This is a genomic window from Variovorax sp. Sphag1AA (genome assembly GCF_014192575.1).
Taxonomy (GTDB): domain Bacteria; phylum Pseudomonadota; class Gammaproteobacteria; order Burkholderiales; family Burkholderiaceae_C; genus Variovorax.
Genome location: NZ_JACHYC010000003.1, coordinates 628,259 through 653,591 on the forward strand (window position 1 = coordinate 628,259; position 25,333 = coordinate 653,591).

22 protein-coding genes are annotated in these 25,333 nt (G+C 64.9%); 10 read left to right on the top strand and 12 right to left on the bottom strand.

The window, feature by feature from the left end:
* Window positions 1-28 precede the first annotated feature (28 nt).
* Window positions 29-1,132, bottom strand: a complete 1,104-nt coding sequence (gene hppD / locus FHW64_RS14780) for a 4-hydroxyphenylpyruvate dioxygenase (protein WP_184527368.1) — start codon at window positions 1,130-1,132, stop codon at window positions 29-31.
* Window positions 1,133-1,263: 131 nt separating this feature from the next.
* Here hppD and FHW64_RS14785 point away from each other — a divergent pair, with 131 nt between their 5' ends.
* On the top strand, window positions 1,264-1,743 hold the full coding sequence (locus FHW64_RS14785; protein ID WP_184527370.1) for an Lrp/AsnC family transcriptional regulator: 480 nt from the start codon (window positions 1,264-1,266) through the stop codon (window positions 1,741-1,743).
* Window positions 1,744-1,759: 16 nt separating this feature from the next.
* Here FHW64_RS14785 and FHW64_RS14790 read toward each other — a convergent pair whose 3' ends face one another.
* The 8 genes from FHW64_RS14790 to araD form a co-directional block, all read right to left on the bottom strand.
* Entirely contained in the window at window positions 1,760-2,524 is a 765-nt protein-coding gene (locus FHW64_RS14790) for an META domain-containing protein (protein WP_184527372.1), read from the bottom strand.
* A 43-nt stretch (window positions 2,525-2,567) separates the two neighbouring features.
* Entirely contained in the window at window positions 2,568-3,275 is a 708-nt protein-coding gene (locus FHW64_RS14795) for a DUF2628 domain-containing protein (protein WP_184527374.1), read from the bottom strand.
* Window positions 3,276-3,391: 116 nt separating this feature from the next.
* Window positions 3,392-4,363: a 2-hydroxyacid dehydrogenase gene (locus FHW64_RS14800; RefSeq protein ID WP_260303865.1), complete on the bottom strand. Its 972-nt coding sequence runs from the start codon at window positions 4,361-4,363 to the stop codon at window positions 3,392-3,394.
* Entirely contained in the window at window positions 4,360-5,343 is a 984-nt protein-coding gene (locus FHW64_RS14805; protein WP_184527378.1) for a tripartite tricarboxylate transporter substrate binding protein, read from the bottom strand. Before FHW64_RS14805 ends, FHW64_RS14800 begins: the two co-directional genes overlap by 4 nt.
* 13 nt (window positions 5,344-5,356) lie before the next feature.
* Window positions 5,357-6,352, bottom strand: a complete 996-nt coding sequence (locus tag FHW64_RS14810; RefSeq protein WP_184527380.1) for a tripartite tricarboxylate transporter substrate binding protein — start codon at window positions 6,350-6,352, stop codon at window positions 5,357-5,359.
* 37 nt (window positions 6,353-6,389) lie between these two features.
* Window positions 6,390-7,373: a tripartite tricarboxylate transporter substrate binding protein gene (locus FHW64_RS14815; RefSeq protein ID WP_184527382.1), complete on the bottom strand. Its 984-nt coding sequence runs from the start codon at window positions 7,371-7,373 to the stop codon at window positions 6,390-6,392.
* 37 nt (window positions 7,374-7,410) lie between these two features.
* Window positions 7,411-8,121: a ribonuclease activity regulator RraA gene (locus FHW64_RS14820; RefSeq protein WP_184527384.1), complete on the bottom strand. Its 711-nt coding sequence runs from the start codon at window positions 8,119-8,121 to the stop codon at window positions 7,411-7,413.
* A gap of 30 nt (window positions 8,122-8,151) precedes the next feature.
* Window positions 8,152-9,879: an L-arabinonate dehydratase gene (araD, locus tag FHW64_RS14825; RefSeq protein ID WP_184527386.1), complete on the bottom strand. Its 1,728-nt coding sequence runs from the start codon at window positions 9,877-9,879 to the stop codon at window positions 8,152-8,154.
* Between the two features lie 94 nt (window positions 9,880-9,973).
* Between araD and FHW64_RS14830 the strand changes: the two genes are divergently transcribed.
* The gene (locus tag FHW64_RS14830) at window positions 9,974-10,681 is read left to right on the top strand and encodes a GntR family transcriptional regulator (RefSeq protein WP_184527388.1); all 708 of its coding nucleotides are present in this window, start codon (window positions 9,974-9,976) and stop codon (window positions 10,679-10,681) included.
* 16 nt (window positions 10,682-10,697) lie between these two features.
* Here the strand turns inward: FHW64_RS14830 and FHW64_RS14835 are convergent, their stop codons facing one another.
* On the bottom strand, window positions 10,698-12,110 hold the full coding sequence (locus FHW64_RS14835) for a short-chain fatty acyl-CoA regulator family protein (RefSeq protein ID WP_184527390.1): 1,413 nt from the start codon (window positions 12,108-12,110) through the stop codon (window positions 10,698-10,700).
* A gap of 132 nt (window positions 12,111-12,242) precedes the next feature.
* On the opposite strand from FHW64_RS14835, the gene FHW64_RS14840 reads away from it, so the two are divergent.
* The 7 genes from FHW64_RS14840 (at window position 12,243) to FHW64_RS14870 (ending at window position 20,649) form a co-directional block, all read left to right on the top strand.
* On the top strand, window positions 12,243-12,638 hold the full coding sequence (locus FHW64_RS14840; RefSeq protein WP_184527392.1) for an acyl-CoA thioesterase: 396 nt from the start codon (window positions 12,243-12,245) through the stop codon (window positions 12,636-12,638).
* A complete protein-coding gene (gene prpC / locus FHW64_RS14845; RefSeq protein WP_184527394.1) occupies window positions 12,635-13,801 on the top strand; it encodes a 2-methylcitrate synthase in 1,167 nt (388 codons plus the stop codon). Before FHW64_RS14840 ends, prpC begins: the two co-directional genes overlap by 4 nt.
* A 90-nt stretch (window positions 13,802-13,891) precedes the next feature.
* Window positions 13,892-14,869 carry a tripartite tricarboxylate transporter substrate binding protein gene (locus FHW64_RS14850; protein WP_184527396.1) on the top strand — a complete coding sequence of 326 codons (978 nt, stop codon included), beginning with the start codon at window positions 13,892-13,894 and terminating at the stop codon, window positions 14,867-14,869.
* Window positions 14,870-14,934: 65 nt separating this feature from the next.
* Entirely contained in the window at window positions 14,935-17,562 is a 2,628-nt protein-coding gene (acnD, locus tag FHW64_RS14855; protein WP_184527398.1) for a Fe/S-dependent 2-methylisocitrate dehydratase AcnD, read from the top strand.
* A gap of 12 nt (window positions 17,563-17,574) precedes the next feature.
* On the top strand, window positions 17,575-18,753 hold the full coding sequence (gene prpF, locus FHW64_RS14860) for a 2-methylaconitate cis-trans isomerase PrpF (protein WP_184527400.1): 1,179 nt from the start codon (window positions 17,575-17,577) through the stop codon (window positions 18,751-18,753).
* A gap of 52 nt (window positions 18,754-18,805) precedes the next feature.
* Window positions 18,806-19,777, top strand: a complete 972-nt coding sequence (locus FHW64_RS14865; protein ID WP_184527402.1) for a tripartite tricarboxylate transporter substrate binding protein — start codon at window positions 18,806-18,808, stop codon at window positions 19,775-19,777.
* A gap of 2 nt (window positions 19,778-19,779) precedes the next feature.
* Window positions 19,780-20,649: an oxaloacetate decarboxylase gene (locus tag FHW64_RS14870; protein ID WP_184527404.1), complete on the top strand. Its 870-nt coding sequence runs from the start codon at window positions 19,780-19,782 to the stop codon at window positions 20,647-20,649.
* Between the two features lie 7 nt (window positions 20,650-20,656).
* On the opposite strand, the gene FHW64_RS14875 is transcribed toward FHW64_RS14870, so the two are convergent.
* A complete protein-coding gene (locus FHW64_RS14875) occupies window positions 20,657-21,547 on the bottom strand; it encodes a LysR family transcriptional regulator (protein ID WP_184527406.1) in 891 nt (296 codons plus the stop codon).
* A 103-nt stretch (window positions 21,548-21,650) separates the two neighbouring features.
* Here FHW64_RS14875 and metE point away from each other — a divergent pair, with 103 nt between their 5' ends.
* Window positions 21,651-23,951, top strand: coding sequence for a 5-methyltetrahydropteroyltriglutamate--homocysteine S-methyltransferase (metE, locus tag FHW64_RS14880; protein WP_184527408.1), 2,301 nt, complete (start codon window positions 21,651-21,653; stop codon window positions 23,949-23,951).
* A 9-nt stretch (window positions 23,952-23,960) separates the two neighbouring features.
* Here metE and FHW64_RS14885 read toward each other — a convergent pair whose 3' ends face one another.
* On the bottom strand, window positions 23,961-25,196 hold the full coding sequence (locus FHW64_RS14885; RefSeq protein ID WP_184527410.1) for a LysR family transcriptional regulator: 1,236 nt from the start codon (window positions 25,194-25,196) through the stop codon (window positions 23,961-23,963).
* Between the last annotated feature and the right edge of the window lie 137 nt (window positions 25,197-25,333).

Here is a 25,333-nt window from a genome sequence, read left to right on the forward strand (position 1 = left end):
ATCCAATCAAGCGGGCCAGGGCCCTGGCTTATGCGGGTTCTTTTTCCGCCTTGTCAGGGGCCGCCAGCACGCCGCGGTTGATCTGGTCGCGTTCCAGCGACTCGAACAGCGCCTTGAAGTTGCCTTCGCCGAAGCCTTCGCGATAGTCGCCCTTGCGCTCGATGAACTCGAAGAACACCGGCCCGAGCATCGGCTCCGAGAAGATCTGCAGCAGCAGCCGCGGCTTGCCGCCTTCGGTCGTTCCGTCCAGCAGGATGCCGCGCGCCTGCAATTCGCCCACTTCCTGGCCGTGGCCGGGCAGGCGCTTCTCGAGGTTGTCGTAGTAGATGTCGTTGGGCGCGGTCAGCAGCGGGATGCCCGCCATCTGCAGCTGGTCGATCGAGTCGAGCAGGTTGTCGGTCAAGAGGGCGATGTGCTGAATGCCTTCGCCGTTGAACTGCATCAGGAACTCCTCGATCTGCCCGCCGCCCTGCTTGGCTTCTTCGTTGAGCGGAATGCGGATGAGCCCGTCCGGTGCCGTCATCGCCTTGGAGGTCAGGCCCGTGTACTCACCGCTGATGTCGAAGTAGCGGATCTCGCGGAAGTTGAAGAGCTTGCTGTAGAAGTCCGCCCAATAGGCCATGCGGCCGCGATAGACGTTATGCGTGAGGTGGTCCACGACCTGGAAGCCGTGGCCCTTGGGATGGCGGTCCACGCCGGGCAGGAATTCGAAGTCGATGTCGTAGATGGACTTGCCGTCTTCGAAGCGGTCGATCAGGTAAAGCGGCGCGCCGCCGATGCCTTTGATAGCCGGCAGGCGAAGTTCCATCGGGCCGGTGGGGATGTCGATGGGCTGCGCACCCAGTTCGAGGGCACGCTTGTAAGCCTTGTGCGCGTCGCGCACGCGGAAGGCCAGTCCAGAGGCCGAGGGCCCGTGCTCAGCCGCGAAGTAGCCCGCCTGGCCCGGTTCGTTGTTCACGATGAAGTTGATATCGCCCTGGCGGAACAGCAGCACGTTCTTGGAACGGTGCTTGGCGACCAGCGTGAAGCCCAGCTTCTCGAACAGCGGCTCCAGCACGCCCGGCTTCGGAGAAGCGAATTCCACAAACTCAAAGCCGCAAAGGCCCATCGGGTTCTCGAACAGGTCGGTCATACATCGTCTCCAGGAATGAAGCAGCCGTTGGCTGGGGGATGGAGAGACTGTAGGCATTTCCCGACGCATTTATCTTGCGATTTCAAGGCGCAACACCGCCTTCTACGCATGATTCATGCGAAGATGCCCGGATGGAAGAAGCCATCGAGCTCGATTCTCTTGATCGACGCATCCTGACTGTCCTGCAGGCGCAGGGACGGATTTCATTCGACGAGCTCGGCAGCCAAGTCGGGCTGTCGGCTTCCGCGGCACTTCGGCGCGTGCGGCGCATGGAGGAAGCAGGCGTCATCGCCGGCTATGCGGCGCTGGTGCGCGCGCGCCGCGTGGGGCTCAACCTCACCGCCTACATCAACGTGCGGCTGGAGAAGCACACCGGCGGCAGCAAGAGAACGCCAATGGACGGCTTCGCGGCCGAAGTCGCGACATGGCCCGAAGTGGTGGAATGCGTGTCCCTGACCGGTGACATGGACTTCCTGCTCAAGGTGCTCGTCGCGGACATGGACCACTACACCCGATTCGTCATGGACACGCTGCTGAAGCACCCGAGCGTGCAGGACTGCCGCACGAGCTTCGTCATGCGGCCGCTCAAGTCAGGCGTTTCGATGGTGTAGCGGCGCGCAAGCCCTGTCAGCCGGGTTCGCGCGAACCCATCACCGTGCGCTCGCCATCGGGGCGATGCATGTCGAGCAAGGCGCCGCTGAAAGCCCATGTCGTGGTCGACTTGAGCGCGGCCAGGAACTGGCGCTCCTGCTCCATCACGGCGTCGGCGCAGGCTCGGCGCGTGGTCACGATCGGCCCGACGGCGATCCGGCTGCCGTCCACCGTGTAGCTGGCCTGGAAGGTATTGCACCCGGCAAAGCCCCGCACGACGCCCTCGCCGAACGACAGGGAGATCGTCGTGTCGATCATCGGGCTCACCACCGCCTGCCTGCCGTTGTTGAAGCCGGTCACGTTCGAGCGCAGGCCGATCAGGCTGGGCTTCGGCTCGGCCTTGAAGGTCATCACCGGTTCGCCGCGTGCCGACATCAGGGTGAGGCTATCGCCGCTCAGCACAGGGCGGAAGGTGCCGGCCATCGCCTTGTGGACCGCGCCCTCCACCTTCATCGCATTGCCGTCGCACATCATCATCGAACCGGCGAGGCGGCCGATGACGAGCCGGTCCGGTTGCTTGAAGTTGTACGAGCCGAAGAAGCGGTTGCAGCCCGAAAAGCCGGAAACACGCCCCCCTTCGAATCTGGCGGTCACGGCCTGCGGCCCGCTCGGAAGAAGACTCGCATCCAGCCCTTGCACGTTGGTGAGGGCCCAGGTCGGCCCTTCGATTCCCGCGGCCGCGGCGGACAGGGAGAACACCATCGAACCCAGCACCGTAAAGACAGATCGCTTCGCGTTCACTTCGGCTCCTTCGCCCTGCGGGCGTGTCGTTCGAAGCGAGATCTTAGTCAGAGGTCAAGACACGTCCAGCCGATTGAAGATCACCCGAATCCGCGGCCTGCTTCGCCTTCATGCGCACCGTGTAGTCCTGGTAGGCCGGCAAGGCGACGGAGGCCACGGTACCCACCAGCATCGCGACGGAGAGCACGCCGGCAACGAAGGGCATGAAGCTGCTCGTGCCGCCGTTGCGCGCAACGAGACCGAGTTGCCCTTCCTGGCTGCGGTTGATCGCCCGCGCACGCCCGATCACGCGCTCGCAATGCCGGTAATAGGCCGCGTCGGCAAGAAGCGGCGGCAGGATGAAGATGGCCAGCAGGTACGCCAGGTAGCCAGCGCCGAGTGCCCATGGCACGGATCGCCCGAACAGCGCCGCAGGCACCAGCACCATGTACGGAAGAAAGAAGTAGATCGCCGCCTTGCCCCACATCTTTCTGTAGAGGAGCCAGTAGAAAGTGGCGAAGAAAGCCGGCCAGTGCCAGCCAGCCGATGTCTTGCGCTCATGGTCGAAGAGCGCGAACTTCGCGAGATAGTGGTCGCGATTCCTGGGCCCGACTGCTGCCGCGTAGAGCTCGCGTAGCCCTTCACGCGTCTCGCGCGGGTTGTCGAGGGCGCCCAGCAGGCTCTTTCGTTGTCCGGTGCCGCCGTTGGCGGTGGGTTCCCTTCTGACACTGACGCCGCAGCTCGAGCACAGTGGAAGGGTGGGTCCGTTCAAGGTGCCGCACTGGGCGCAGTACATCACAGCGGTTCGGGCAGGGCCGAAGTTGAGATGGCGAGGTTTATATCCCAACCACTTCGCCGGCCGAGTCGGAACTTACACCGATGCGTCGCTCAGGAGACGGCGACCTTCACCCTGCCTTCGGCGAAAAAGCTGCGGAGGTTCTCGATCACAAGGTCGGCCATCGCCTGACGGGTTTCGCGGGTGGCGCTGGCGACATGCGGCAGCAGCACCGCGTTGTCGAGCGTGAAGAAGGCTTCGGGCACCTGCGGCTCCTTCTCGAACACGTCGAGGCCGGCGCCGGCAATGCGGCGCTCGCGCAGCGCATCGAGCAAGGCGGCTTCGTCGATGACCGAGCCGCGCGAAATGTTGATGAGGAAGCCTTCGGGGCCGAGCGCGTCGAGCACGCCCGCATCGACCAGCTTGCGCGTCTCCGGCCCGCCGGCGCTCGCGACCACGAGGAAGTCGGCCCAGCTCGCGAGGCCCTTCAGAGTGGGTTCGTAGGCATAGGGGCTGTCCTGCAGCTCGCGGCGGTTGTGATAGCGCACCTCCATGTCGAAGCCGCTTGCGCGCCATGCGATCACGCGGCCGATGCGGCCCATGCCGAGGATGCCGAGCTTCTTGCCCGAGATGCGCGTGGTCAGCGGGTACTGGCCCTTGAGCCAGTCGCCACGGCGCACGAAGCGGTCGGCTGCCGAGAAGCGGCGCGCCACGTCCATCAGAAGGCCGAAGGCGGTATCGGCCACGCAATCGTTGAGCACGTCGGGCGTGTAGCCGACGGGGATGCCGCGCTCGCGCGCACGCGCGATGTCGATGGTTTCGTAGCCAACGCCGAAGCTGGAGATCACGCGCAAGTTGGGCAGCGCGTCGATCAATGCGCGTTCGGCGCCATAGCGGGCCGAGCTGACGAGTGCGACGAACTCGTGGCCGTGCTCGGCGAGCCAGGCGCTGTTGTCCTTCTCGGGGTCCAGCACATGCACGTCATAGCTATCGACGAGCGCGCTTTCGAGCTGTGGCAGCAGGCGGCCTTTCTGGAGGATGCGGGGCTTGGTCATGCGTTCGATGTCTTTCTGGTTCGGGTTCATTCGGGCTGGATGCCGGCGTCCTTCGCGACCTTGGCCCATTTGCCCATTTCCTGCGCGATGAAGGCGGAGAACTGCTCGGGCGTGCCACCCACCGGCTCCACGCCGGCATCCATCAACCGCTGCTTCACATCGGGCAGCGCCAGGATGCGCGTCGTCTCTGCGGCGATCTTGGCAACGACAGGCTTCGGCGTACCTGCGGGCGCGAGCAAGCCACCCCACGTACTCGTCTCATAGCCCGGCAGTCCAGCCTCGGCCATGGTGGGCACATCGGGCAGCATCGCGACGCGCTTGGAGGTGGTGACGGCCAGTGCACGCAGCTTGCCGGCCTTCACCTGCGTGCTCACCGCCGCGAGCGTGTCGAACATCAGCGAGACACGGCCGCTCAACAGATCGGGATGCGCGAGGGTGCTGCCCTTGTATGGCACGTGCACCATGTCGATGCCGGTCATGCTCTTGAACAACTCGCCGGAAAAGTGCGGTGCACCGCCGGAGCCGCTCGAAGCAAAGGAGAGCTGGCCCGGATGGGCCTTGCCATAGGCGATCAGCTCCTTGAGGTTCTTCGCCGGGAAGGACGGCGCGACCACCAGCACCAGGGGCACGGCATGCGTCTGGACCACCGGCTCGAAGCTCTTCAGCGTGTCGAAGGGCAGCTTCTTCACCATCAACGGGTTGATCGCATGGCTGCTCGCGACCAACGCGAGGGTATGGCCGTCCGGCGGGCTCTTGGCAACGAAGTCGGTGCCGATGATGCCGGTCGCGCCGGTCCTGTTGTCGATGACAACCGGCTGGCCCCAGCTCTCGGACATCTTCTGTCCGATCAGGCGCGCGGCGAGATCGATCGCGCCGCCGGGCGACGCCGGCACCACGATGGTCATGGGCTTGGTCGGGAAGGTCTGCGCCTGTGCAGGCGCGATGGCAGCAAGTGTTGCGATTGCCGCGCAGAGAAGCGGTGCGATCGCGAGCGTTCGACGTTGGATCATCAGTCTGCTCCGCTCACTCGATGCGCACATTGCCCGCCTTGATGACGCGCGCATAGCGATCCTTGTCGGCATTGATGGTCGCCTGCAGCTCGGCGGGCGTCGTGCCGCGCGGCGTTGCGCCTTGCGCGATGAGCTTCTCTTTCACATCGGGCAAGGCCACCACTTCCTTCACCGCGGCCGAGAGCTTGTCGATGATCGTCTGCGGCGTGCCTGCAGGTGCCAACAACGCGACCCACGAACCCGAGTCGGCATTGGCGATGCCTTGCTCCGAGAGCGTCGGCACATCGGGCATGCCGGGCGATCGCGTCGGGCTGGTCACCGCGAGTGCGCGCAGCTTGCCCGTCTTCACGTAGCTGTAGGTCTCCAGGATCGATGCGAAGAGCATGTCGACATGCCCAGCCATCAGATCCGCCATCGCAGGACCGCCGCCTTTGTAGGGCACGTGAGTGAGCTTCGCGCCGGTGGCCTGCTGGAAGATCTCCGCCGTGAGATGCGGCGAGCCGCCGTTGCCGGAGCTGGCGAAGGTGTATTTGCCCGGCTCGGCCTTGGCGAGCGCGACCAGTTCCTTCGGCGTCTTCGCAGGCACCTTCGGATTGACCACCAGCGCGAATGGCAAGTCTGCAAACAACGAGATCGGCGCGAAGGCCTTGTCCGCGTCGTAGGGCATCTTCGGATAGAGCGACTGGTTGATCGCCTGAGTGCCCACATTGCCCACCAGCAGCGTGTAGCCGTCGGGCTTGGCCCTGGCGACCGCTTCGGCACCGACGAGGCCGCCCGCGCCGGTGCGGTTGTCCACCACGAAGGTCTGATTGAGTTTCTCGCCCAGCTTGGTGGCGAGGATGCGCGCCGCGATGTCGGTGCCGCCGCCAGGTGCGAAGGGCACGACGACGGTCACGGTGCGTTCGGGGTAGCTGCCTTGTGCGTACGCGGCCATGGGCGCGAGGGCGGCGCCCAGGGTACCGAGCGCCAGGGCCACGATCGACCGGCGCGCGAATCTGCTTGTCTGCATGCTTGCCTTTCTGGAGTGTGCGAGAAAGAAGAGAGACTCAGTCGGCGGTGGCGCCCGACTTCTTCACGAGCTCTGCCCAGCGCGGGATTTCGCGCGCCATGAAGTCGCGCAGTTCTTCCGGCGAGCTGCCGACGAGTTCCATCGCAAGCTGGTCATGCAGCTTGGCCTGCACGTCCGGCTGCTTCAAGGCGCTGACGATCTCGGCGTTCAGGCGATTGACGATCGGGCGCGGCGTGCCCTTGGGCACATAGACCGCCTGCCACGACGACATCTCGAAGTTGGGCAAGCCCGACTCGATCATGGTGGGCAGGTTCGGCACCAGCGCGATGCGCTTGCTGGTGGTCACCGCCAGCAGCTTGAGCTTGCCGCTCTGGACAAGCGGCATCGCGGCAGTCACCTGGTCGAACATGAAGGGCACGAGGCCAGCGGCCACGTCGGTCATCGCGGGTGGCGTGCCCTTGTAGGGCACATGGGTCAGCTTGACGCCGATCTGGTCCGCGAAAAGCTCACCCGCGAGATGGGTCGAGGTGCCTGCACCCGACGAAGCGAATGTGCGCTTGCTCTCGTCCTTCTTGAGCAGTGCGATCAGTTCCGGCACCGAGTTCACGCCAAGCTGTGCATTGACGATGAGCACATTGGGCAGCCGCGCGACGAGCGAGACCGGCTCGAAGTCCTTCATCGGGTCGTACGGGAGCTTCTTGTAGAGGCTCGCGTTGATCGCGTGGGTGCTGATGGTGCCGCCGAAGAGCGTGTAGCCATCGGGTGCCGCTTTCGCGACGTAGGCGGCGCCGATGCCTCCGGCCTGTCCGGGCCGGTTGTCGATGACGACCGACTGCTTCAGGTTCTCGGACATCTTCTGTGCGAGCGTGCGTCCGACGATGTCGGTCGAGCCGCCCGCGGTGAAAGGCACCACATAAGTGATCGGCTTGGCGGCGGGCCAGTCGGCGGCTTGCGCCTGCAGGCAGGCAAAGGTCGGCAGTGCGCAGGCTGCTGCGAGCAGCGCGCGTCGAAGAAGGGTCATGGGTTGTCTCTCTTTGTGGTCTTGTCTTGTCGGGCTCTCAGCGGCCCTTTGCCTCGCGCCATGCGGCGAAGTCGGTGCGCGACTGCTCTTCGGTCGGCGGATAGAGGCCGAGGATGGAGCGGCCTTCCAGCACCTTCTCCTGCACGAAGTCCTCGAACGCAGTCATCTCGGTGGCCTCGGCGGCGATCTCGTCGGCGATGCCCGCCGGGATCACGATCACGCCTTCGGCATCGCCGACGATCACGTCGCCCGGAAACACCGGCGCATCGCCGCAACCGATCGGCACGTTGATGTCGATTGCCTGGTGCAGCGTGAGATTGGTCGGTGCACTGGGGCGGGTGTGATACGCGGGGAAAGGCAGCTTCGCGATGTCGGGGCTGTCGCGAAAGCCGCCGTCCGTCACCACACCAGCCACGCCGCGCTTCATCAGACGGCTCACGAGAATGCCGCCGGCCGATGCGGCGCGCGCATCCTTGCGGCTGTCGATCACCAACACCGCGCCTTCCGGGCACTGCTCGACAGCCTGGCGCTGCGGATGCTGGCGGTCGAGGAACACGTTGATCGTGTTGAGGTCTTCGCGCGCCGGGATGTAGCGCAGCGTAAAGGCCTCGCCCACCATGTTGGGCAATCCTGCGTTGAGCGGGCGCACGTCCTGGATGAACTGGTTGCGCAATCCGCGCTTGAACAAGGCGGTGCAAAGCGTGGCGGTGCTGACCTTCATCAGCTGCTCGCGGGTCTTGGGATTCACTGGTTTCGTCTCCGTGGCGTATCGATGGATTCAGAAGATGTCGGGCTCGGGCACCGGCTTGCCGAAGCTGGTTTCGAGGAAGTCGAAGTCGCAGCCGGCATCGGCCTGCAGGATTTGGCGGCCGAACATCCAGCCGTAACCGCGCTCGTAGCGCGGCGGCGGCGGCGTCCATGCGGCACGGCGGTTGGCAAGCTCGGCGTCGCTGATCTCCAGGTGGATGCGCCGCGCCGGCACATCGACGGTGATGCGGTCGCCGGTCTTGACCAGCGCGAGGGGGCCGCCGATCGCGGCTTCGGGCGAACAGTGCAACAGGCAGCCGCCGTAGCTGGTGCCGCTCATGCGTGCGTCGCTCAGGCGGAGCATGTCTTTCACGCCCTGCTTGAGCAGCTTGGTCGGGATCGGCAGCATTCCCCACTCGGGCATGCCCGCGCCGCGCGGCCCGGCATTGCGCAACACGAGGATGTCGTCGCCGGTCACGTCGAGGTCCGGATCGTCGACCGCCTTCTTGAGGCTCGGGTAGTCGTCGAAGACGATCGCGCGCCCGGTGTGCTTCAGCAGATGCGGCGCGCAGGCGCTGGGCTTGATCACCACGCCATCGGGCGCGAGATTGCCACGCAGCACCGCAAGTGCGCCTTCGGCATAGATGGGGTTGTCGAGCGGCCGGATGACGTCGTCGTTGTAGACCTCCGCGCCAGCGATGTTCTCGCCGAGCGTGCGGCCGTTGACAGTCATCGCATCGGTCTTCAGATGGCCGCGGATGCGCTCCAGCAGTGCCGGAAGACCGCCTGCATAGAAGAAGTCCTCCATGAGGTAGGCATCGCCGCTTGGCCGGATGTTGGCAATGACCGGCACTTCGCGGCTCGCGGCGTCGAAGTCGTCGAGGCTCACAGCGTGACCGGCGCGGCGCGACATCGCGATGAGATGAATGATCGCGTTGGTCGAACAGCCCATCGCCATCGCGCAGGCGATGCCGTTCTCGAAGTTGGCGCGGGTGAGCATCTTCGCGGGCGTGAGGTCGTCCCACACCATCTCGACGATGCGGCGTCCGCAGTCGGCGCTCATGCGGATATGGTTCGCGTCGGCCGCCGGAATGCTCGACGAACCCGGCAGCGCGAAGCCGACGGCCTCGGCGATGCCCATCATCGTCGCGGCGGTGCCCATGGTCATGCAGGTGCCGTGGCTGCGCGCGATGCCGGCTTCCATCTCGTGCCATGCCTGGTCGGACAGCCGCCCTGCCCTGCGCTCGTCCCAATACTTGAAGGCGTCGGAGCCCGAGCCGAGCACATGTCCGCGCCAGTTGCCGCGCAGCATCGGGCCGGCGGGCAGGTAGATGAACGGAATGCCCATGCTGAGCGCGCCCATCGTGAGCCCGGGCGTGGTCTTGTCGCAACCGCCCATGAGTACCGCGCCGTCGACGGGGTGGCTGCGCAGCAGCTCTTCCGTTTCCATCGCGAGGAAGTTGCGATAGAGCATGGTGGTGGGTTTGACCATGCTTTCCGACAGCGAGATCGCGGGCAGCTCCAGCGGAAAGCCGCCGGCCTGCAGGATGCCGCGCTTCACGTCGTCGACGCGCTGCTTGAAATGCGCGTGGCACTGGTTCGCGTCGCTCCAGGTGTTGACGATCGCGATCACCGGCTTGCCGGCCCAATCGGCGGGCGCATAGCCCATCTGCATCACGCGCGAGCGGTGGCCGAAGGATCGGAAGTCGTCCGGTGCGAACCAGCGTGCGCTGCGCAGGGAGTCGTAGGTGCGCTTCATGAGTGGGAAAGCCACGTGGGCATCAGTCTTGTCTCGTTGCGATGGGAAAATTAAAACACTAATATATTAGTACGTCAATGCGAGAATCCCGCCGATGAGGACGCACCAGAAAATCCGACTCGATCGCTCCCGACACGCGGCACCGCAGGTGCTCGAGCGGCTGCGCGATGCGATCCTTTCGCTCGAACTCGAACCCGGCGCCGTGCTGGCAAGGCAGGAACTGGCCGAGCAATTCGGCGTCAGCCAGACGCCGGTGCGCGAGGCCCTGCTTCGACTGAGCGAAGAAGGCTTGGTGGATGTGTTTCCGCAGCACGCCACGCTGGTGAGCCGCATCGACCTCGCGGCGGCGCGGCAGGCGCACTTTCTACGGCGCTCGATCGAGCTGGAGATCGTTCATCAGCTCGCCGAAGAAGCACCGCCCGGCCTGGTGCAAGACCTCGAGGCACAGATCGCCCGCCAGGCCGCCTTGGCCTCCGCGCAGCTCTACGGCGACTTCGTCGAAGCCGACCGCCGGTTTCATCAACTGATGTACGAGGCAGCCGGAGTCGCCGGGCTGTGGGACATGGTGGCCCGCATGTCAGGCCACGTCGATCGCCTGCGCCGGCTGCACCTTCCGACCGCCGGAAAGACCGAGGCCATCCTGCGCGACCATCGCGCGATTGCGCAGGCCATCAAGCGAGGCGACCCTGCCGGCGCACAAAAGGCGTTGCGCAAGCATCTCTCCGGCACGCTCAGTGCGGTCGCGGAAATCTGCGCGCGCTACCCCGACTACATCGAAGCCGAAGAAGCGCAGCCGGCGTAACTCGGAGGCGCGCTGCTCAACCCGCGACGCCGTAAGGCGTGAAGCGGCTCTGGTTCTCGTCGACATCCAGCGGCCGCCCCACAAACGGAAAGGCGCGCTGCGGGCAATCGATCCGCTCGCAGACCTTGCAGCCCATCCCGATGGGTGTCGCCGCTTCCGGATCACGCATGTCGAGCCCCTTGGCATACACGAGACGAGGCGCGTGGCGAATGTCGCAGCCGAGCCCGATCGAGAAGACCCTCTGCGGCGCGCCGTAGCCACCCTGCCGGCTCGTCACCGTCCGCGCGATCCAGAGGTACGAGCGCCCATCCGGCATACGCGCCAATTGCGGCAGGATGCGCCCGGGGTGCTCGAAGGCTTCGTAGACGTTCCACAGTGGGCAGGTGCCGCCGGTCCGGCTGAAGTGGAAATGCGTCGCCGACTGCCGCTTGGAAATGTTGCCCGCCCGATCCACCCGCACGAAGAAGAAAGGCACGCCGGGCGCGCCCGGTCGCTGCAGTGTGCTGAGCCGATGGCACACCGTCTCGAAGCCCACGCCGAAGTGCTGTCCGAGCAGGTCGATGTCATAGCGGAGCCGTTCCGCCGCTTCGAGGAACTTCGCGTACGGCAGCAGCAAAGCGCCCGCGAAGTAGTTGGCCAACCCGACGCGGGCCAGGTGCCGGGATGGCGCATCGTCGACAAACGGCGGCGCGGCCACCAGCGAATCGATCAACGCCGAAAGCTCGACCAGCGCCAACTGCGTCGCGAGCTGGAACACCTGCTGTGCCGCATCCAGCGTGACCGACAGACGAAGCGTTCGCGTTGCCGGATCGAAGTGGCGCTTGCCTCCGTGCCCCTCAGCGACGGGGAGCACACGCACCTTGTGCCGATGCAGCAGCCGCTGCGTCAGCCAATCCACCAGCAGAGGGCCGGTCGCCCCCGCTTCGTCGGCCAGGGCCTCGGCGCGCCGGTCGACCTCATCGAAGTGGTTCTGGTTGGCGAAGAAGAAATCCCGCACCGCCTCGAAAGGCATGGCGCGCGGCGTCGCGAGTTCGGACCGATCGTCGCCCATACGCATCGCCATCGTTTCGAGTTGCTCCTGTGCTTCGACAGTGCGCCGGTGCAATGCAATGAGCGCACGGCCGAGCGCCGGCATCTGCGATGCGACTTCCTGCAGTTCGGGAAACGCGACGGGCTCGGGCGCATCGGCCAACGCCTCGCGCATGCCGGCCACGAGGCGGGCCTCCTCGTCTTCCGAGAACTGCTGGATGTCCACGCCCAATGCGCGATGGATCTTCAGCAGCACCGCAACCGTCAGCGGGCGTTGGTTCTGTTCGAGTTGGTTCAGGTAGCTGGGCGACAGCCCGATCGCATTCGCGAGCGCGACCTGCGACAGGCCGCGTTCGGCGCGCAGCTTGCGCAGGCGCACGCCCATGAATGTCTTTTTCATCGTGATGTCCGGGTCTCAAGTTGGGTCCGCCGCGAGAAATTCGCAACCTTCGCAAATTCGCAGCCTTCCGTTCGCAAGAATTCGCCTTTTCAGTCATTGGCGACGGTGTGCATTCTGCGTAAATTGCGAAGCATGACAACACCCCCGGGAACAGTCGAGCTTCGCGAACTGGTATTGCCAGCACTTGCGAACCATCACGGCACGCTGTTCGCCGGACAAGGCCTGCAATTCATGGCCAAGGCGGCCTTTCTGGCGGGACGAAGCCTTGCTCAGCGCGAAGTCGTGATGGCGGCCATCACCGGCGTCGACTTCCTGGCTCCAGTGCCGGTCGGACACGACCTGCTCTTGCGCGCCTGGGTCAGCCGGGTCGGCCGCAGTTCGATGACTGTCTGCGTGACGGGGCTCGCGGAAGCCCCGGGCGCCCCGGCCGAGGAAGTGCTCAAGGGTGTGTTCGAGATGGTGGCAACGGACGTCCACGGCCGCCCCGCTCCCATCGATCGCTCTTATCTGGACAAGGAAACCACATGACCACCACGACGGAAGCCGCACCTTCGGCAACCTTCAAGCCGAAGAAGTCCGTTGCCCTTTCGGGTGTCACGGCGGGCAACACGGCGCTGTGCACTGTCGGCCGCACCGGCAACGACCTGCACTACCGCGGCTACGACATCCTGGACATCGCCGAGGTGTGCGAGTTCGAAGAGATCGCACACCTGCTGGTGCACGGCAAGCTGCCTTCGCGCGCGGAGCTTCGCGCCTACAAGAACCGGCTCAAGGCCATGCGCGGTCTCCCGGCGAGCGTGAAGGAGGCTCTCGAGAGCCTGCCCGCCAGCGCACATCCGATGGACGTGATGCGCACCGGCGTCTCCGCGCTCGGCTGCGTGCTGCCGGAAAAGGACGATCACAACATCGCCGGGGCACGCGACATCGCGGACCGCCTGATGGCTTCGCTCGGCTCCATGCTGCTCTACTGGTACCACTGGAGTACCTCCGGCAAGCGCATCGAGGTCGAGACCGACGACGACTCGATCGGCGGCCACTTCCTGCATCTGCTGCACGGACGCAAGCCTTCGCAGGCGTGGGTGAGCGCGATGCACACATCGCTCAACCTCTATGCCGAGCACGAGTTCAACGCCAGCACCTTCACGGCACGCGTGATCGCCGGCACCGGCAGCGACATGTACTCGGCCATCGCCGGTGCCATCGGCGCGTTGCGGGGTCCGAAGCACGGCGGCGCGAATGAAGTCGCGTTCGAGATCCAGAAGCGCTACGACAACCCCGACGACGCCGAGGCCGACATTCGCCGCCGTGTCGAAGCCAAGGAAGTCGTGATCGGCTTCGGGCATCCGGTCTACACCGTGAGCGATCCGCGCAACGTCGTCATCAAGGGCGTGGCCCGGCGACTGTCCGATGAGGCGGGCTCGTCGAAGATGTTCGACATCGCCGAGCGACTGGAAACGGTGATGTGGGAAGTCAAGAAGATGTTCCCCAACCTCGACTGGTTCAGCGCGGTGAGCTATCACATGATGGGCGTGCCGACGGCCATGTTCACGCCGCTCTTCGTCATCGCACGCACCAGCGGCTGGGCTGCGCACGTGGTCGAGCAACGCATCGACAACAAGATCATCCGTCCGAGCGCCAACTACACCGGCCCCGAAGACCAGAAGTTCATCCCCATCGACCAGCGCAAGTGACACACGGGGCGGGTATTTGCGGATCAACGGCTTGGACCACAACACCGGCTGGCGGCTAGCATGCCGCTACTACAACACTGGAGATGAGTCATGACGCTGAGCCGCCGCACGTTTTCCGCAGCCGTTGGAAGTCTCGCTATCCCCCTGCCGCTCGTCGCGAGCGCGCAGGACGCATTTCCCAGCAAGCCGATTCGCATCATCTGCCCCTTCGCACCCGGCGGCGGTTCGGACTTCATCGCGCGAGTGGCGTCCAACCTGCTCAGCAAGGGATTGGGTCAGAGCGCGATCGTCGACAACCGGCCCGGTGCCGGCGGCACGCTCGGAACGGAAGTTGCGCTGCATGCGCCTGCCGACGGCTACACACTGCTGCTGATTGCGGGGAGCTACACGGTCAATCCCTCGCTCTACAAGCTGAAGTTCGATCCCATTGCGGACATGACCCCCGTGATCCAGTTGTCCAAGGGTGCGTATGTGGTCTGCATCAACCCCAATAAGGTGAAGGCCACCAATCTGCAGGAGCTGCTGGCCTATGGCCGGCAGAACCCCGGAAAGCTGACTTTCGCGTCAGCTGGCAACGGCAGTCACCTCCACATCGTCACTGAGTACATGTTCGGCATGGCGCAGGTCAAGGCCACGCACGTGCCTTACAAGGGCACGGGCCCGGCCGTGACAGACCTCGTGGCGGGCAACGTGGACATGCTGGTGGCAGGCACCGAGGCGTTGATGCCGCACGTGAAGTCGGGACGGCTTCGCGCGCTCGCCGTCACCACGGCACAGCGCCTGCCCGCGTATCCGGATATTCCTTCGGTGGCCGAATCCGGGCTGCGCGACTACGACGTCGTCGCCTGGCATGGACTGATCGCACCGAAGGGTGTGCCGCCCGCCACGATTGCCAAGATCAACGGTGCGCTCAATACCGGGCTGAAAGCGCCTGAACTGGTGGCGCAGCTCGATCCCACCGGCGTATCGCCAGCAGGCGGGACGCCCGAACAGTTCGGCAACCTCATCAAGGTCGAGATCCCGCGCTACGCCAAAGTCGCGAAAGACAACAACATCAAGGCCGATTGAGCCCGGGCAGGCGCCGGAGGCTCCGGCGCCGCTCCCCGGGATGGCATCGGCCGCCCCACTTTCCCATGAATCATCCTTATCGCCAGCCTCTCCCGGGTACCCCTCTCGACTTCTACGACGCACGCGCTGCTGTCGACGCATTGCGCCCGGGTGCCTGGGCCACTCTCCCCTACACCGCCCGCGTGCATGCCGAGAACCTCGTGCGTCGCGCAGAGCCCGAGCACCTGCTGGACTACCTCACGCAACTGATCGAACGCCGCCGCGACCTGGACTTTCCGTGGTTCCCGGTGCGCGTGGTCTGCCACGACATCCTCGGACAGACGGCACTCGTGGATCTGGCCGGCCTGCGTGATGCGATCGCGGCCCAGGGCGGTGACCCTGCCGCCGTGAACCCCGTGGTGCCTGTGCAATTGATCGTCGACCACTCGCTGGCCGTGGAGTGCGGAGGCTTCGATCCGGACGCCTTCCGCAAGAACCGCGAGATCGAAGACCGCCGCAACGAAGACCGCTTCCACTTCATCGAGTGGACGAAGAAGGCTTTCGACAACGTCGATGTGATCCCCGCGGGGAACGGGATCATGCATCAGATCAACCTCGAGAAGATGTCCCCGGTCGTCTATGTCCAGGACGGCGTGGCCTTCCCGGATACCTGCGTCGGCACCGACAGCCACACGCCACACGTCGATGCGCTGGGTGTGATCGCGGTAGGCGTGGGTGGCCTCGAAGCCGAGAACGTGATGCTCGGCCGCGCCTCGTGGATGCGGCTGCCGGACATCGTCGGCGTGGAACTCACCGGCCGCCGCCAGCCGGGCATCACCGCCACCGACATCGTGCTTGCACTCACCGAATTCCTGCGCAAGGAAAAGGTGGTCGGCGCGTATGTGGAGTTCTACGGCGCAGGCGCAGAGAGCCTCTCGATCGGCGACCGCGCGACGATCTCCAACATGTGCCCGGAGTACGGTGCGACTGCCGCGCTGTTCTACATCGACGAGCAGACGATCGACTATTTGAAGCTCACCGGACGCAGCGACGAACAGGTGAAGCTCGTCGAGCACTACGCGAAGACGGCCGGCTTCTGGGGCGATGACCTGAAGACCGCGCAGTACGAGCGCGTGCTGCGCTTCGACCTTTCGAGCGTCGTGCGCAACATGGCAGGACCTTCCAATCCGCATCGCCGCCTGCCCACCGCCGCGCTTCGCGAGCGAGGCATCGCCATCGATCTCGACAAGGCGAAGGCAGAAGAAGCACAGGGCCTGATGCCTGATGGCGCAGTGATCATCGCGGCCATCACGAGCTGCACGAACACCAGCAATCCGCGCAACGTGATCGCCGCAGCGCTGCTGGCGCGCAATGCCAATGCACGCGGCCTTGCGCGCAAGCCCTGGGTGAAGAGTTCCCTCGCACCCGGCTCCAAGGCAGTCGAGCTGTACCTGGAAGAGGCCGGCCTGCTGCCCGATCTGGAAAAGCTCGGCTTTGGCATCGTCGCTTTCGCATGCACCACCTGCAATGGCATGAGTGGTGCGCTCGATCCGAAGATCCAGCAGGAGATCGTCGATCGCGATCTCTACGCGACTGCCGTGCTCTCGGGCAACCGCAATTTCGACGGGCGCGTCCATCCGTACGCCAAGCAGGCGTTTCTTGCTTCTCCACCCCTGGTGGTGGCTTATGCGATCGCAGGCACGATCCGTTTCGACATCGAGCAGGATGTGCTGGGCATCGATCCGCAAGGCAATGAAGTGCGTCTGAAGGACATCTGGCCCAGCGACGAGGAGATCGACGAGATCGTCGCCAAGGCCGTCAAGCCCGAGCAGTTCCGCAAGGTGTACGAGCCGATGTTCGCGATCCGAGCGGACGATGGCGAAAGGGCCAGTCCGCAGTACGACTGGCGTTCGATGTCGACCTACATCCGCCGCCCACCCTACTGGGACACCGAAGGCGTTGGCGCACTGGCCGCCAACCCGCGCACGCTCAAGGGGATGCGTCCGTTGGCCTTGCTGCCGGACAACATCACGACGGACCACCTGTCGCCTTCCAACGCGATCCTGATGAACAGCGCAGCCGGCGAATACCTGGCGAAGATGGGCCTGCCCGAAGAGGACTTCAATTCCTACGCGACGCATCGGGGCGACCATCTGACGGCCATGCGCGCCACCTTCGCAAATCCTCAATTGGTCAACGAAATGGCCGTGGTCGATGGCGCGATGAAGAAGGGCTCGCTCGCCCGCATCGAACCCGAAGGCAAGGTGGTGCGCATGTGGGAAGCCATCGAGACCTACCTCAACCGCCGACAGCCGCTGATCATCATTGCCGGCGCCGACTATGGCCAAGGCTCCAGCCGCGACTGGGCCGCCAAGGGCGTGCGTCTCGCGGGCGTGGAGACGGTGGTGGCTGAAGGCTTCGAGCGCATCCATCGCACCAACCTCATCGGCATGGGCGTGCTGCCTGTTGAATTCAAGGCCGGAACGAACCGCCTGACGCTCCAGCTCGACGGCACCGAAACCTACGACGTGGCCGGCGAACGCACGCCAGGCGCCGAACTGACGCTGCTCGTGCATCGACGAAACGGCGAAACCCTTCGCGTGCCGGTCACATGCCGTCTCGACACGGCGGAGGAAGTCTCGGTGTACGAAGCGGGCGGCGTGCTGCAGCGCTTCGCGCAGGACTTTCTCGCATCCGCCGCGGCAGCGGCCTGAACGGAATCAAAGATGGCATTCGCACCCCAGATCAAGATCCCCGCCACGTACATGCGCGGGGGCACCAGCAAGGGCGTCTTCTTTCGCCTGCAAGACTTGCCCGAAGCAGCCCAGCAACCCGGACCGGCGCGCGATGCACTGCTGATGCGCGTGATCGGCAGCCCGGATCCTTATGGCAAGCAGATCGACGGCATGGGCGCAGCCACGTCCAGTACCAGCAAGACCGTGATCCTCTCGAAGAGCACGCGGTCCGGCCATGACGTGGACTACCTGTTCGGGCAAGTCGCGATCGACAAGGCCTTCGTGGACTGGTCGGGCAACTGCGGCAATCTCTCGGCAGCTGTCGGTCCCTTCGCGATTGCCAACAGCCTGATCTCACCCGATCGCATTCCGGCCAACGGCCTGTGCACCGTCAGGATCTGGCAGGCCAACATCGGCAAGACCATCGTCGCCCATGTGCCGATCACCAACGGAGAAGTGCAGGAGACGGGTGACTTCGAACTCGACGGCGTGACCTTCCCCGCCGCCGAAGTGGCGCTGGAGTTCATGGACCCTGCGGACGAGGGCGAAGACGGCGGTGCCATGTTCCCGACCGGCAATCTGGTCGATGACCTGGAAGTGCCGGGCGTGGGCACGTTCAAGGCCACGCTGATCAATGCCGGCATCCCGACGATCTTCCTCAATGCGAAGGACATCGGCTACACGGGGACCGAACTTCAGAGCGCCATCAACGGAGACAAAGCGGCGCTCACGCGCTTCGAAACCATTCGCGCGTGGGGCGCAGTGAAGATGGGCTTGATCAAGGACATCGCCGAAGCCGCCACGCGGCAGCACACACCCAAGGTCGCCTTCGTCGCACCGCCCCAGAGCTACGTGGCGTCCAGCGGAAAGTCCGTGGAAGCGGCCGAGGTCGACCTGCTGGTGCGTGCGCTCTCGATGGGCCAGTTGCATCACGCGATGATGGGCACCGCGGCGGTAGCCATCGGCACGGCGGCGGCGGTGCCGGGCACGCTGGTCAACCTCGCAGCGGGTGGCGGCGAACGCCATGCAGTCCGCTTCGGCCATCCCTCGGGCACGCTCAGGGTCGGCGCGGAAGCACGGCTGGATGGCGGCAAGTGGGCCGTCACCAAGGCACTGATGAGTCGCAGCGCGCGTGTGCTGATGGAAGGCTGGGTGCGTGTGCCGGGATGATTCGGGCATGATTTCTCCTGAAGTGTTCGATCCACAACTCAGGAGACCCACCATGACTCAAGTTCGCATCGCACGCCGCGCAGCGGTGTTCGCCCTCTCGGCTTTGGCGCTCGCCGGCGCCGCATCGGCTCAGCAGTGGCCGACCAAGCCGATTCACTTCGTCGTGCCGTTCTCGGCAGGCGGCGCCAATGACCTGATGGGGCGCGCTGCGGCTGACGGCGTCTCCAAGGCGCTCGGCCAGCCGGTGGTGGTCGACAACAAACCCGGCGCCGGCGCGATGCTGGGCACCGACGCAGTCGCCAAGAGCGCACCCGATGGCTATACCTTCCTGATCAGCGCGGCCGGCGTGGTGTCGAACAGCATGATCCGCAAGAACGTGCCGTACAAGGACAGCGACCTCGTTCCGGTGGCAATGATCGCCCTCGCGCCCTCAGTCGTCGTCGCGCCAGCCGACGCACCCTACAAGGACCTGAAGGACTTCGTTGCTGCCTCCAAGAAGGGCAAGGGCTTGCACTTCGCGACCGCGGGCACTGGCAGCACGCCGCATTTCGTGGAAGGCCTGCTGGAGAAGAACCACGGCGCCAAGCTCGATGTGGTGCCCTACAAGAGCGGCTCCGAATCGATCACCGCCGTGCTGGGCAATCAGGTCGATGCGACGTCGGAAGCCAGCATCGTAGTGCTGCCCTACATCAAGAGCGGCAAGCTGAAGCCTCTGGCAACCACGTGGACGCAACGCATCTCCGCCTATCCGGAGTTGTCGACCGCCGTGGAGCAAGGCTTCGATGACATCCGCATCGCACATTGGGCCGGCGTGCATGCGCCAGCCGGCACGCCACCCGCAATCCTCGAAAAAATGGCCGAGGCAGTGGACAAGGCCATGAAGGACCCGGCCACCGTGCAGCGCCTCAAGAGCATGGGCATCGAGCCGATCGGCGGCACCCGGGCATCGTTTATCAAGTTCGTGGATGAAGAACGCGCGCGCCTCGGTGCCGTCGTCAAGTCCACCGGTATGAAAGAAGACTGAAGATGAGTTCAACCAGCACCCGCAAGACCCTGCGCTCGCTGGCCGAGGCGCGCCGCGGCGTGCTGGTGCCCGGCGCTTTCAACGCCCTTTCCGCGCGCGTCATCGAAGACCTGGGCTTCGAGGCCATCTACATCACCGGCGCCGGCGTGACCAATATGTGGTTCGGCATGCCCGACCAGGGCTTCATGGGCCTGGCCGAGATCGCGGACCACACGGCGCGTATTCGCGATGCGGTCAGCCTGCCGCTCATCGTCGATGCAGACACCGGCTTCGGCAATGCGCTGAACGTGCGCCACACGGTGCGCACGCTGGAGCGCGCAGGCGCCGACTGCATCCAGTTCGAGGATCAGGTCGCTCCCAAGCGCTGCGGTCATTTCTCGGGCAAGGACGTAATCTCCACCGAAGAAGCCGTCAGCAAGATCAAGGCGGCTGTCGATGCGCGGCAGGACGAAGACCTGCTCATCCTCGCCCGCACCGATGCATGTGCCACGCAGGGCTTCGAAGCGGCCATCGAGCGCGCGCAGAAGTTCGCGGAGGCCGGCGCCGACATCCTGTTCGTCGAGGCCGTGACGCAAGCGGAAGAAGTGCGCGCCCTGCCCCAGCGCCTCTCGAAGCCGCAACTGATGAACATGGTGATCGGCGGTCGCACGCCGATCTTCAATGCCGACCAGCTCGCGGAGCTGGGCTACGGCATCGTCCTCTACGCCAATGCCGCGCTACAAGGCGCCGTGGCTGGCATGCAGAAGGCATTGACCGTGCTGCGCGACGAAAAAGAAGTGCAGGAATCCAGCGGTCTGGTCACGCCCTTTGCCGAACGACAACGGCTCGTCGGCAAGCCTGAGTGGGATGCGCTCGAAAAGCGCTACGTCTAGCCCACCGTCATGAGGGCGCGCCCCGGCGCGCAATGTCGACGAATGCCTTGAGATAGTCGACCTGCGTTTCCGCCTCGCGCGCGCCGAGATAGATGTGCTTGGCGATACCGCGCGGACCGAGACGGACCGGCACGACGTCCATCCGTTCCGCGTACTCCTCCACCAGCCAACGAGGCAGCGCGGCGACGCCCCGGCCGCTGGCGACCATCTGCAACATGATGTCCGTGGTCTCGATGGTCTTGTGCCGCTTCGGCGTAACGCCCGCGGGCATCAGGAACTGGTTGTAGATGTCCAGGCGATCCGTCTCGACCGGATAGGTGACCAGCACTTCGCGCGTCAATTGCTGCGGCTTGACGTAGGCGGCACCGGCCAGCGGATGGCTGCGGGCGACCACCAGCACCTGCTCGTAGTCGAACACCGGCTCGAACTTCAATCCAGGCTTGAACAGCGGGTCCGGCGTGACCAGCAGGTCGATCTCGTAGCCGAAGAGCGCGCCGATGCCGCCGAACTGGAATTTCTGCTTCACGTCGACATCGACATCGGGCCATTCGGCCAGATAAGGCGACACGATCTTGAGCAGCCACTGGTAGCAGGGATGGCATTCCATGCCGATGCGCAGCGTACCGCGCTCGCCCTGCGCGAACTGGCGTAGACGCTCTTCGGCGAGATCCAGTTGCGGAAGCACGCGATTGGCCACTGCCAGCAAATACTGCCCCGCCTGCGTGAGCCGCAGGCTGCGACCTTCGCGCAGCCAGATGTCGGTGCCGAGTTGCTGCTCCAGCTTCTTCATGCTGTGGCTGAGCGCCGACTGGGTCACGCACAGGACATTGGCCGCCGCAGTAAGGGAGCCCTGCTTCTCGACCTCCTGCACGATCGCGAGATGCATCCGTTCAAGCATTGGTTTGTGTATGAGTGAGATTCATGGATACGTGAGATAAGACCATTTGTCTTCATCGACCCGCGAGCCTAGCATCCATGGCCTTGACTTGCACAGAACGTAGATGACCACCACTCACAACCTCGGATTCCCCCGCATCGGCGCCAAGCGCGAATTGAAGTTCGCGCTGGAGTCGTACTGGAAGGGCGAATCCTCTCGCAGCGAACTCGAAGAACTCGGCGCGCAACTCCGCCAGCGCCACTGGAACGACCAGCAGGGCATCGACCTCGTGCCCATCGGCGACTTCTCTTTCTACGACCAGGTGCTCGACATGAGCTTCACGCTGGGCAACCTGCCAGAGCGGGTTCGTGGATTTCATGGCGACGCGCTCGACAACTACTTCCGGGTCGCGCGCGGCCGATCGACGCAGGCAGCCGAGGCACATGCGGGCTGCTGCGGCGGCGTGGCGGCGGGCGAGATGACCAAGTGGTTCGACACCAATTACCACTACATCGTCCCCGAGTTCACTGCCGCGACCGAGTTCAGGCTCGACGCAACGCGCCTGCTGGATCAACTGGCCGAAGCGAAGGCCCAGGGCGTGAAGGCGAAGCCGGTGATCGTCGGTCCGGTGACCTACCTCGCGATCGGCAAGGCCAAGGACGACTCCGACAGGCTGGCCCTGTTGCCGCGCCTTCTGCAGGTCTACGCGGAACTGCTCGACACCCTGGCTCGCGAAGGCGTGGAATGGGTGCAGATCGACGAGCCGTTGCTCGTCACCGAGCTCGATGCCGCCTGGCAGCACGCGTTCAACACGGCGTATCACCATCTCAAGAGCAGCCGCGTGAAGCTTCTGCTGGCCACCTATTTCGGCCAACTCCAGGACAACAAGTACCTTGCCGCGAACCTGCCGGTCGCCGGCCTGCATGTGGATGCCATCAACGGCCGCGACGATGTGCTGCCGCTGCTGGGCATGCTGCCTTCGCACAAGGTGTTGTCGCTCGGCGTCATCAACGGTCGCAACATCTGGAAGACCGATCTGACTGCCGTGCTGAACTGGCTCGAACCCATTGCAGAGCGGCTCGGCGATCGCCTCTGGATCGCGCCGTCATGCTCGCTGCTGCATGTGCCGGTCGATCTCGCCAGCGAGCGGAAGCTCGATACGGAACTCAAGTCCTGGCTGGCTTTCGCGTTGCAGAAGCTCGATGAGCTGAAGGTGCTCGCGACTGCGCTTCGCCATGGCCGCGAGGCGGTCGCCTCGGAACTGACGGCCAACCATGCGGCTCTGGCAGCGCGTCGCGCGTCGCCCCGTGTGAACAACCCTGAGGTTCAGGCCGCCGTGGGCGCGATCCGCAAGCACCTCGGCGAGCGCGAGAGCGCCTATGCCAGCCGGGCCCCGAAACAGGCAGCGCTGCTCAAGCTTCCGCTCTACCCGACGACCACGATCGGCTCGTTTCCGCAAACCGCCGAGATCCGCCATGCGCGAAGCGAATTCAGGGCCGGCCGACTGGACGCTGCGGGCTACAAGACCGCCATGCAGGCCGAGATCCAGCGAAGCGTGCGCGAGCAGGAAGCGCTGGGCCTCGACGTGTTGGTGCACGGCGAAGCCGAACGCAACGACATGGTCGAGTACTTCGGCGAACAGCTCGAAGGCTATGCCTTCAGCCAGTTCGGTTGGGTGCAGTCCTACGGCTCGCGGTGCGTCAAGCCGCCGATCCTGTTCGGCGACATCAGCCGCCCACGGCCGATGACGGTCGATTGGATCCGGTACGCGCAATCGCTCACCAGCAAGCCGATGAAGGGCATGCTGACCGGCCCGGTGACCATCCTCAACTGGTCCTTCGTGCGCGACGACCAACCGCGTTCGACGTCATGCAAGCAATTGGCGCTCGCCATCCGCCATGAAGTGCTCGATCTCGAAGACGCCGGTGTGCGCGTGATCCAGATCGACGAAGCGGCGCTGCGCGAAGGCCTGCCGCTTCGCAAGTCGCAGTGGAAGGAGTATCTGGACTGGGCCGTCGAGTCATTCCGCATCACTGCCAACGGCGTGCGCGACGAGACGCAGATCCACACGCACATGTGCTATTCGGAGTTCAACGACATCATCGCGTCGATCGCCGACATGGACGCCGACGTGATCACCATCGAGACCTCGCGCTCGGACATGGAACTGCTCGACGCGTTCGACGATTTCAACTACCCCAACGAAATCGGCCCCGGCGTCTACGACATCCATTCGCCGAACATCCCGACGCAGGCGCACATCGAGCAGTTGATGCGCAAGGCGGCAGAGCGCATTCCTGCCGACCGGCTCTGGGTCAATCCGGACTGCGGACTGAAGACGCGGCAATGGGCCGAGGTGCTTCCGGCACTGACCAACATGGTGTCTGCCGCTAAGGCACTGCGCCCGGCTCACGCTCAGGCATAGGCGCGCGCCCTACTGCACTGCTTCGGCGGCGGGCGCGTCGGTCATGGCGCCCATGACCGATTCGATCAGCAAGCGGCCCGCGACGGTGAGCGTTCCATTCGCTCTCACCACGATGCCGATGTCGCGCGGGCTGGCGGTCGGTGCGAGCGGAAGCACGACGAGCCGGCCCGAGGCGATCTCTTCCTGAAAGAGATGCGGCGCCGCCGCGGTGATGAGGTCGCCGGTCATCACGAGCGCGCGCGTGATGGTGTTGTCGGCCGTCTCCACGACGACTTCCGCGGGCGGCAGTTGACTATCGGCCAGCGTGGCTTCCAGCGAACTGCGCGTCCATGTGCCGCGATGCGGCAGCACCCAGCGTGCGCCTTCGAGTCCGCGCCAGCCTTCGGTTTGCAACGATTCGCACAGCGGATGGTCCTTGCGGGCCAGCAGCACGATGCCTGAGCCGAAGATCGGCTGCCTGCGAAATCCGGCCATCTCCTCTTCAGGACGAAGTCCGCCGAGGATGAAATCGAGTTCGCCCGCATGCAGCAGGCTCGCGAGGTGCTCGAAGCTTCCTTCGACCGTGGAGACGCGGATCTTCGGGTGCGCCTCGGTGATGCGGATGATCGCTTGCGGCAGCAGCCATCCACGCCCGAGCGACAGCGTGCCCACGGTCACGCGGCCGGTGATGCCCTGCTGGATGGAGACGATCTCTTCTTCGGCCTTGGCCAGTTCCGCGAGCGCGCGGCGCAAGTGAAAAGCGAGCTGCTCTCCCACTGCGTTGGGCACGATGCCGGCAGCCGTGCGTGTCACCAGCGCAAGGCCCATGCCCTGCTCCACTTCGCGCAGCGCCAAGCTCACCGCCGGCTGCGAAATGCCGAACTGCTCGGCCACCGCGCCCATGTGCCGCTGCTTCATCAACTCGATGAAGACCAGCAGCCGCTGCTTGCCGATGCCCAGCGCGAGGATCGGCGCATTCGTGTTCCAGCGAGATTCGGCCAGCAGCGCGTCGATCGCCTCACGCCCGGCATCGAGCTCGGCAAAGGCGGCCTCCGCGCGCGCCTGCAGCACGCTGCCGAATTCGGTCAGCAGCATGCCGTGGGGATGGCGCTCGAACAGCGGCACGCCCAGGTCGGCTTCGAGTTCCTGGACCGAGCGCGTGATCGCCGACTGAACCCGGGGCACCACATCGGCAGCGCGGACCACGCTGCCCGCGTGCGCCACGGCGAGGAAGACTTTCAGGTGGCGGGGATTGATTGCAAGCATCTCTCGAAAGGCGGCTTACAGCGTTGGAGGGTTCCGGAAAGCGCCTGGGGCATTTTGTCAGGATCGTGAAAGTGCGCAGCCCATAAGCATTTCTGAATGGACGCGTTGCGTTTCTCACACCGGAAAGCAAGTTGCAC

Bases quoted from the DNA above. Each gene is read 5' to 3' on its own strand.
- hppD (WP_184527368.1), bottom strand. From the start codon at position 1,132: ATGACCGACCTGTTCGAGAACCCGATGGGCCTTTGCGGCTTTGAGTTT.
- FHW64_RS14785 (WP_184527370.1), top strand. From the start codon at position 1,264: ATGGAAGAAGCCATCGAGCTCGATTCTCTTGATCGACGCATCCTGACT.
- FHW64_RS14800 (WP_260303865.1), bottom strand. From the start codon at position 4,363: ATGAACCCGAACCAGAAAGACATCGAACGCATGACCAAGCCCCGCATC.
- FHW64_RS14805 (WP_184527378.1), bottom strand. From the start codon at position 5,343: ATGATCCAACGTCGAACGCTCGCGATCGCACCGCTTCTCTGCGCGGCA.
- FHW64_RS14810 (WP_184527380.1), bottom strand. From the start codon at position 6,352: ATGCAGACAAGCAGATTCGCGCGCCGGTCGATCGTGGCCCTGGCGCTC.
- FHW64_RS14815 (WP_184527382.1), bottom strand. From the start codon at position 7,373: ATGACCCTTCTTCGACGCGCGCTGCTCGCAGCAGCCTGCGCACTGCCG.
- araD (WP_184527386.1), bottom strand. From the start codon at position 9,879: ATGAAGCGCACCTACGACTCCCTGCGCAGCGCACGCTGGTTCGCACCG.
- FHW64_RS14830 (WP_184527388.1), top strand. From the start codon at position 9,974: ATGAGGACGCACCAGAAAATCCGACTCGATCGCTCCCGACACGCGGCA.
- FHW64_RS14835 (WP_184527390.1), bottom strand. From the start codon at position 12,110: ATGAAAAAGACATTCATGGGCGTGCGCCTGCGCAAGCTGCGCGCCGAA.
- FHW64_RS14840 (WP_184527392.1), top strand. From the start codon at position 12,243: ATGACAACACCCCCGGGAACAGTCGAGCTTCGCGAACTGGTATTGCCA.
- prpC (WP_184527394.1), top strand. From the start codon at position 12,635: ATGACCACCACGACGGAAGCCGCACCTTCGGCAACCTTCAAGCCGAAG.
- FHW64_RS14850 (WP_184527396.1), top strand. From the start codon at position 13,892: ATGACGCTGAGCCGCCGCACGTTTTCCGCAGCCGTTGGAAGTCTCGCT.
- acnD (WP_184527398.1), top strand. From the start codon at position 14,935: ATGAATCATCCTTATCGCCAGCCTCTCCCGGGTACCCCTCTCGACTTC.
- prpF (WP_184527400.1), top strand. From the start codon at position 17,575: ATGGCATTCGCACCCCAGATCAAGATCCCCGCCACGTACATGCGCGGG.
- FHW64_RS14865 (WP_184527402.1), top strand. From the start codon at position 18,806: ATGACTCAAGTTCGCATCGCACGCCGCGCAGCGGTGTTCGCCCTCTCG.
- FHW64_RS14870 (WP_184527404.1), top strand. From the start codon at position 19,780: ATGAGTTCAACCAGCACCCGCAAGACCCTGCGCTCGCTGGCCGAGGCG.
- FHW64_RS14875 (WP_184527406.1), bottom strand. From the start codon at position 21,547: ATGCTTGAACGGATGCATCTCGCGATCGTGCAGGAGGTCGAGAAGCAG.
- metE (WP_184527408.1), top strand. From the start codon at position 21,651: ATGACCACCACTCACAACCTCGGATTCCCCCGCATCGGCGCCAAGCGC.
- FHW64_RS14885 (WP_184527410.1), bottom strand. From the start codon at position 25,196: ATGCTTGCAATCAATCCCCGCCACCTGAAAGTCTTCCTCGCCGTGGCG.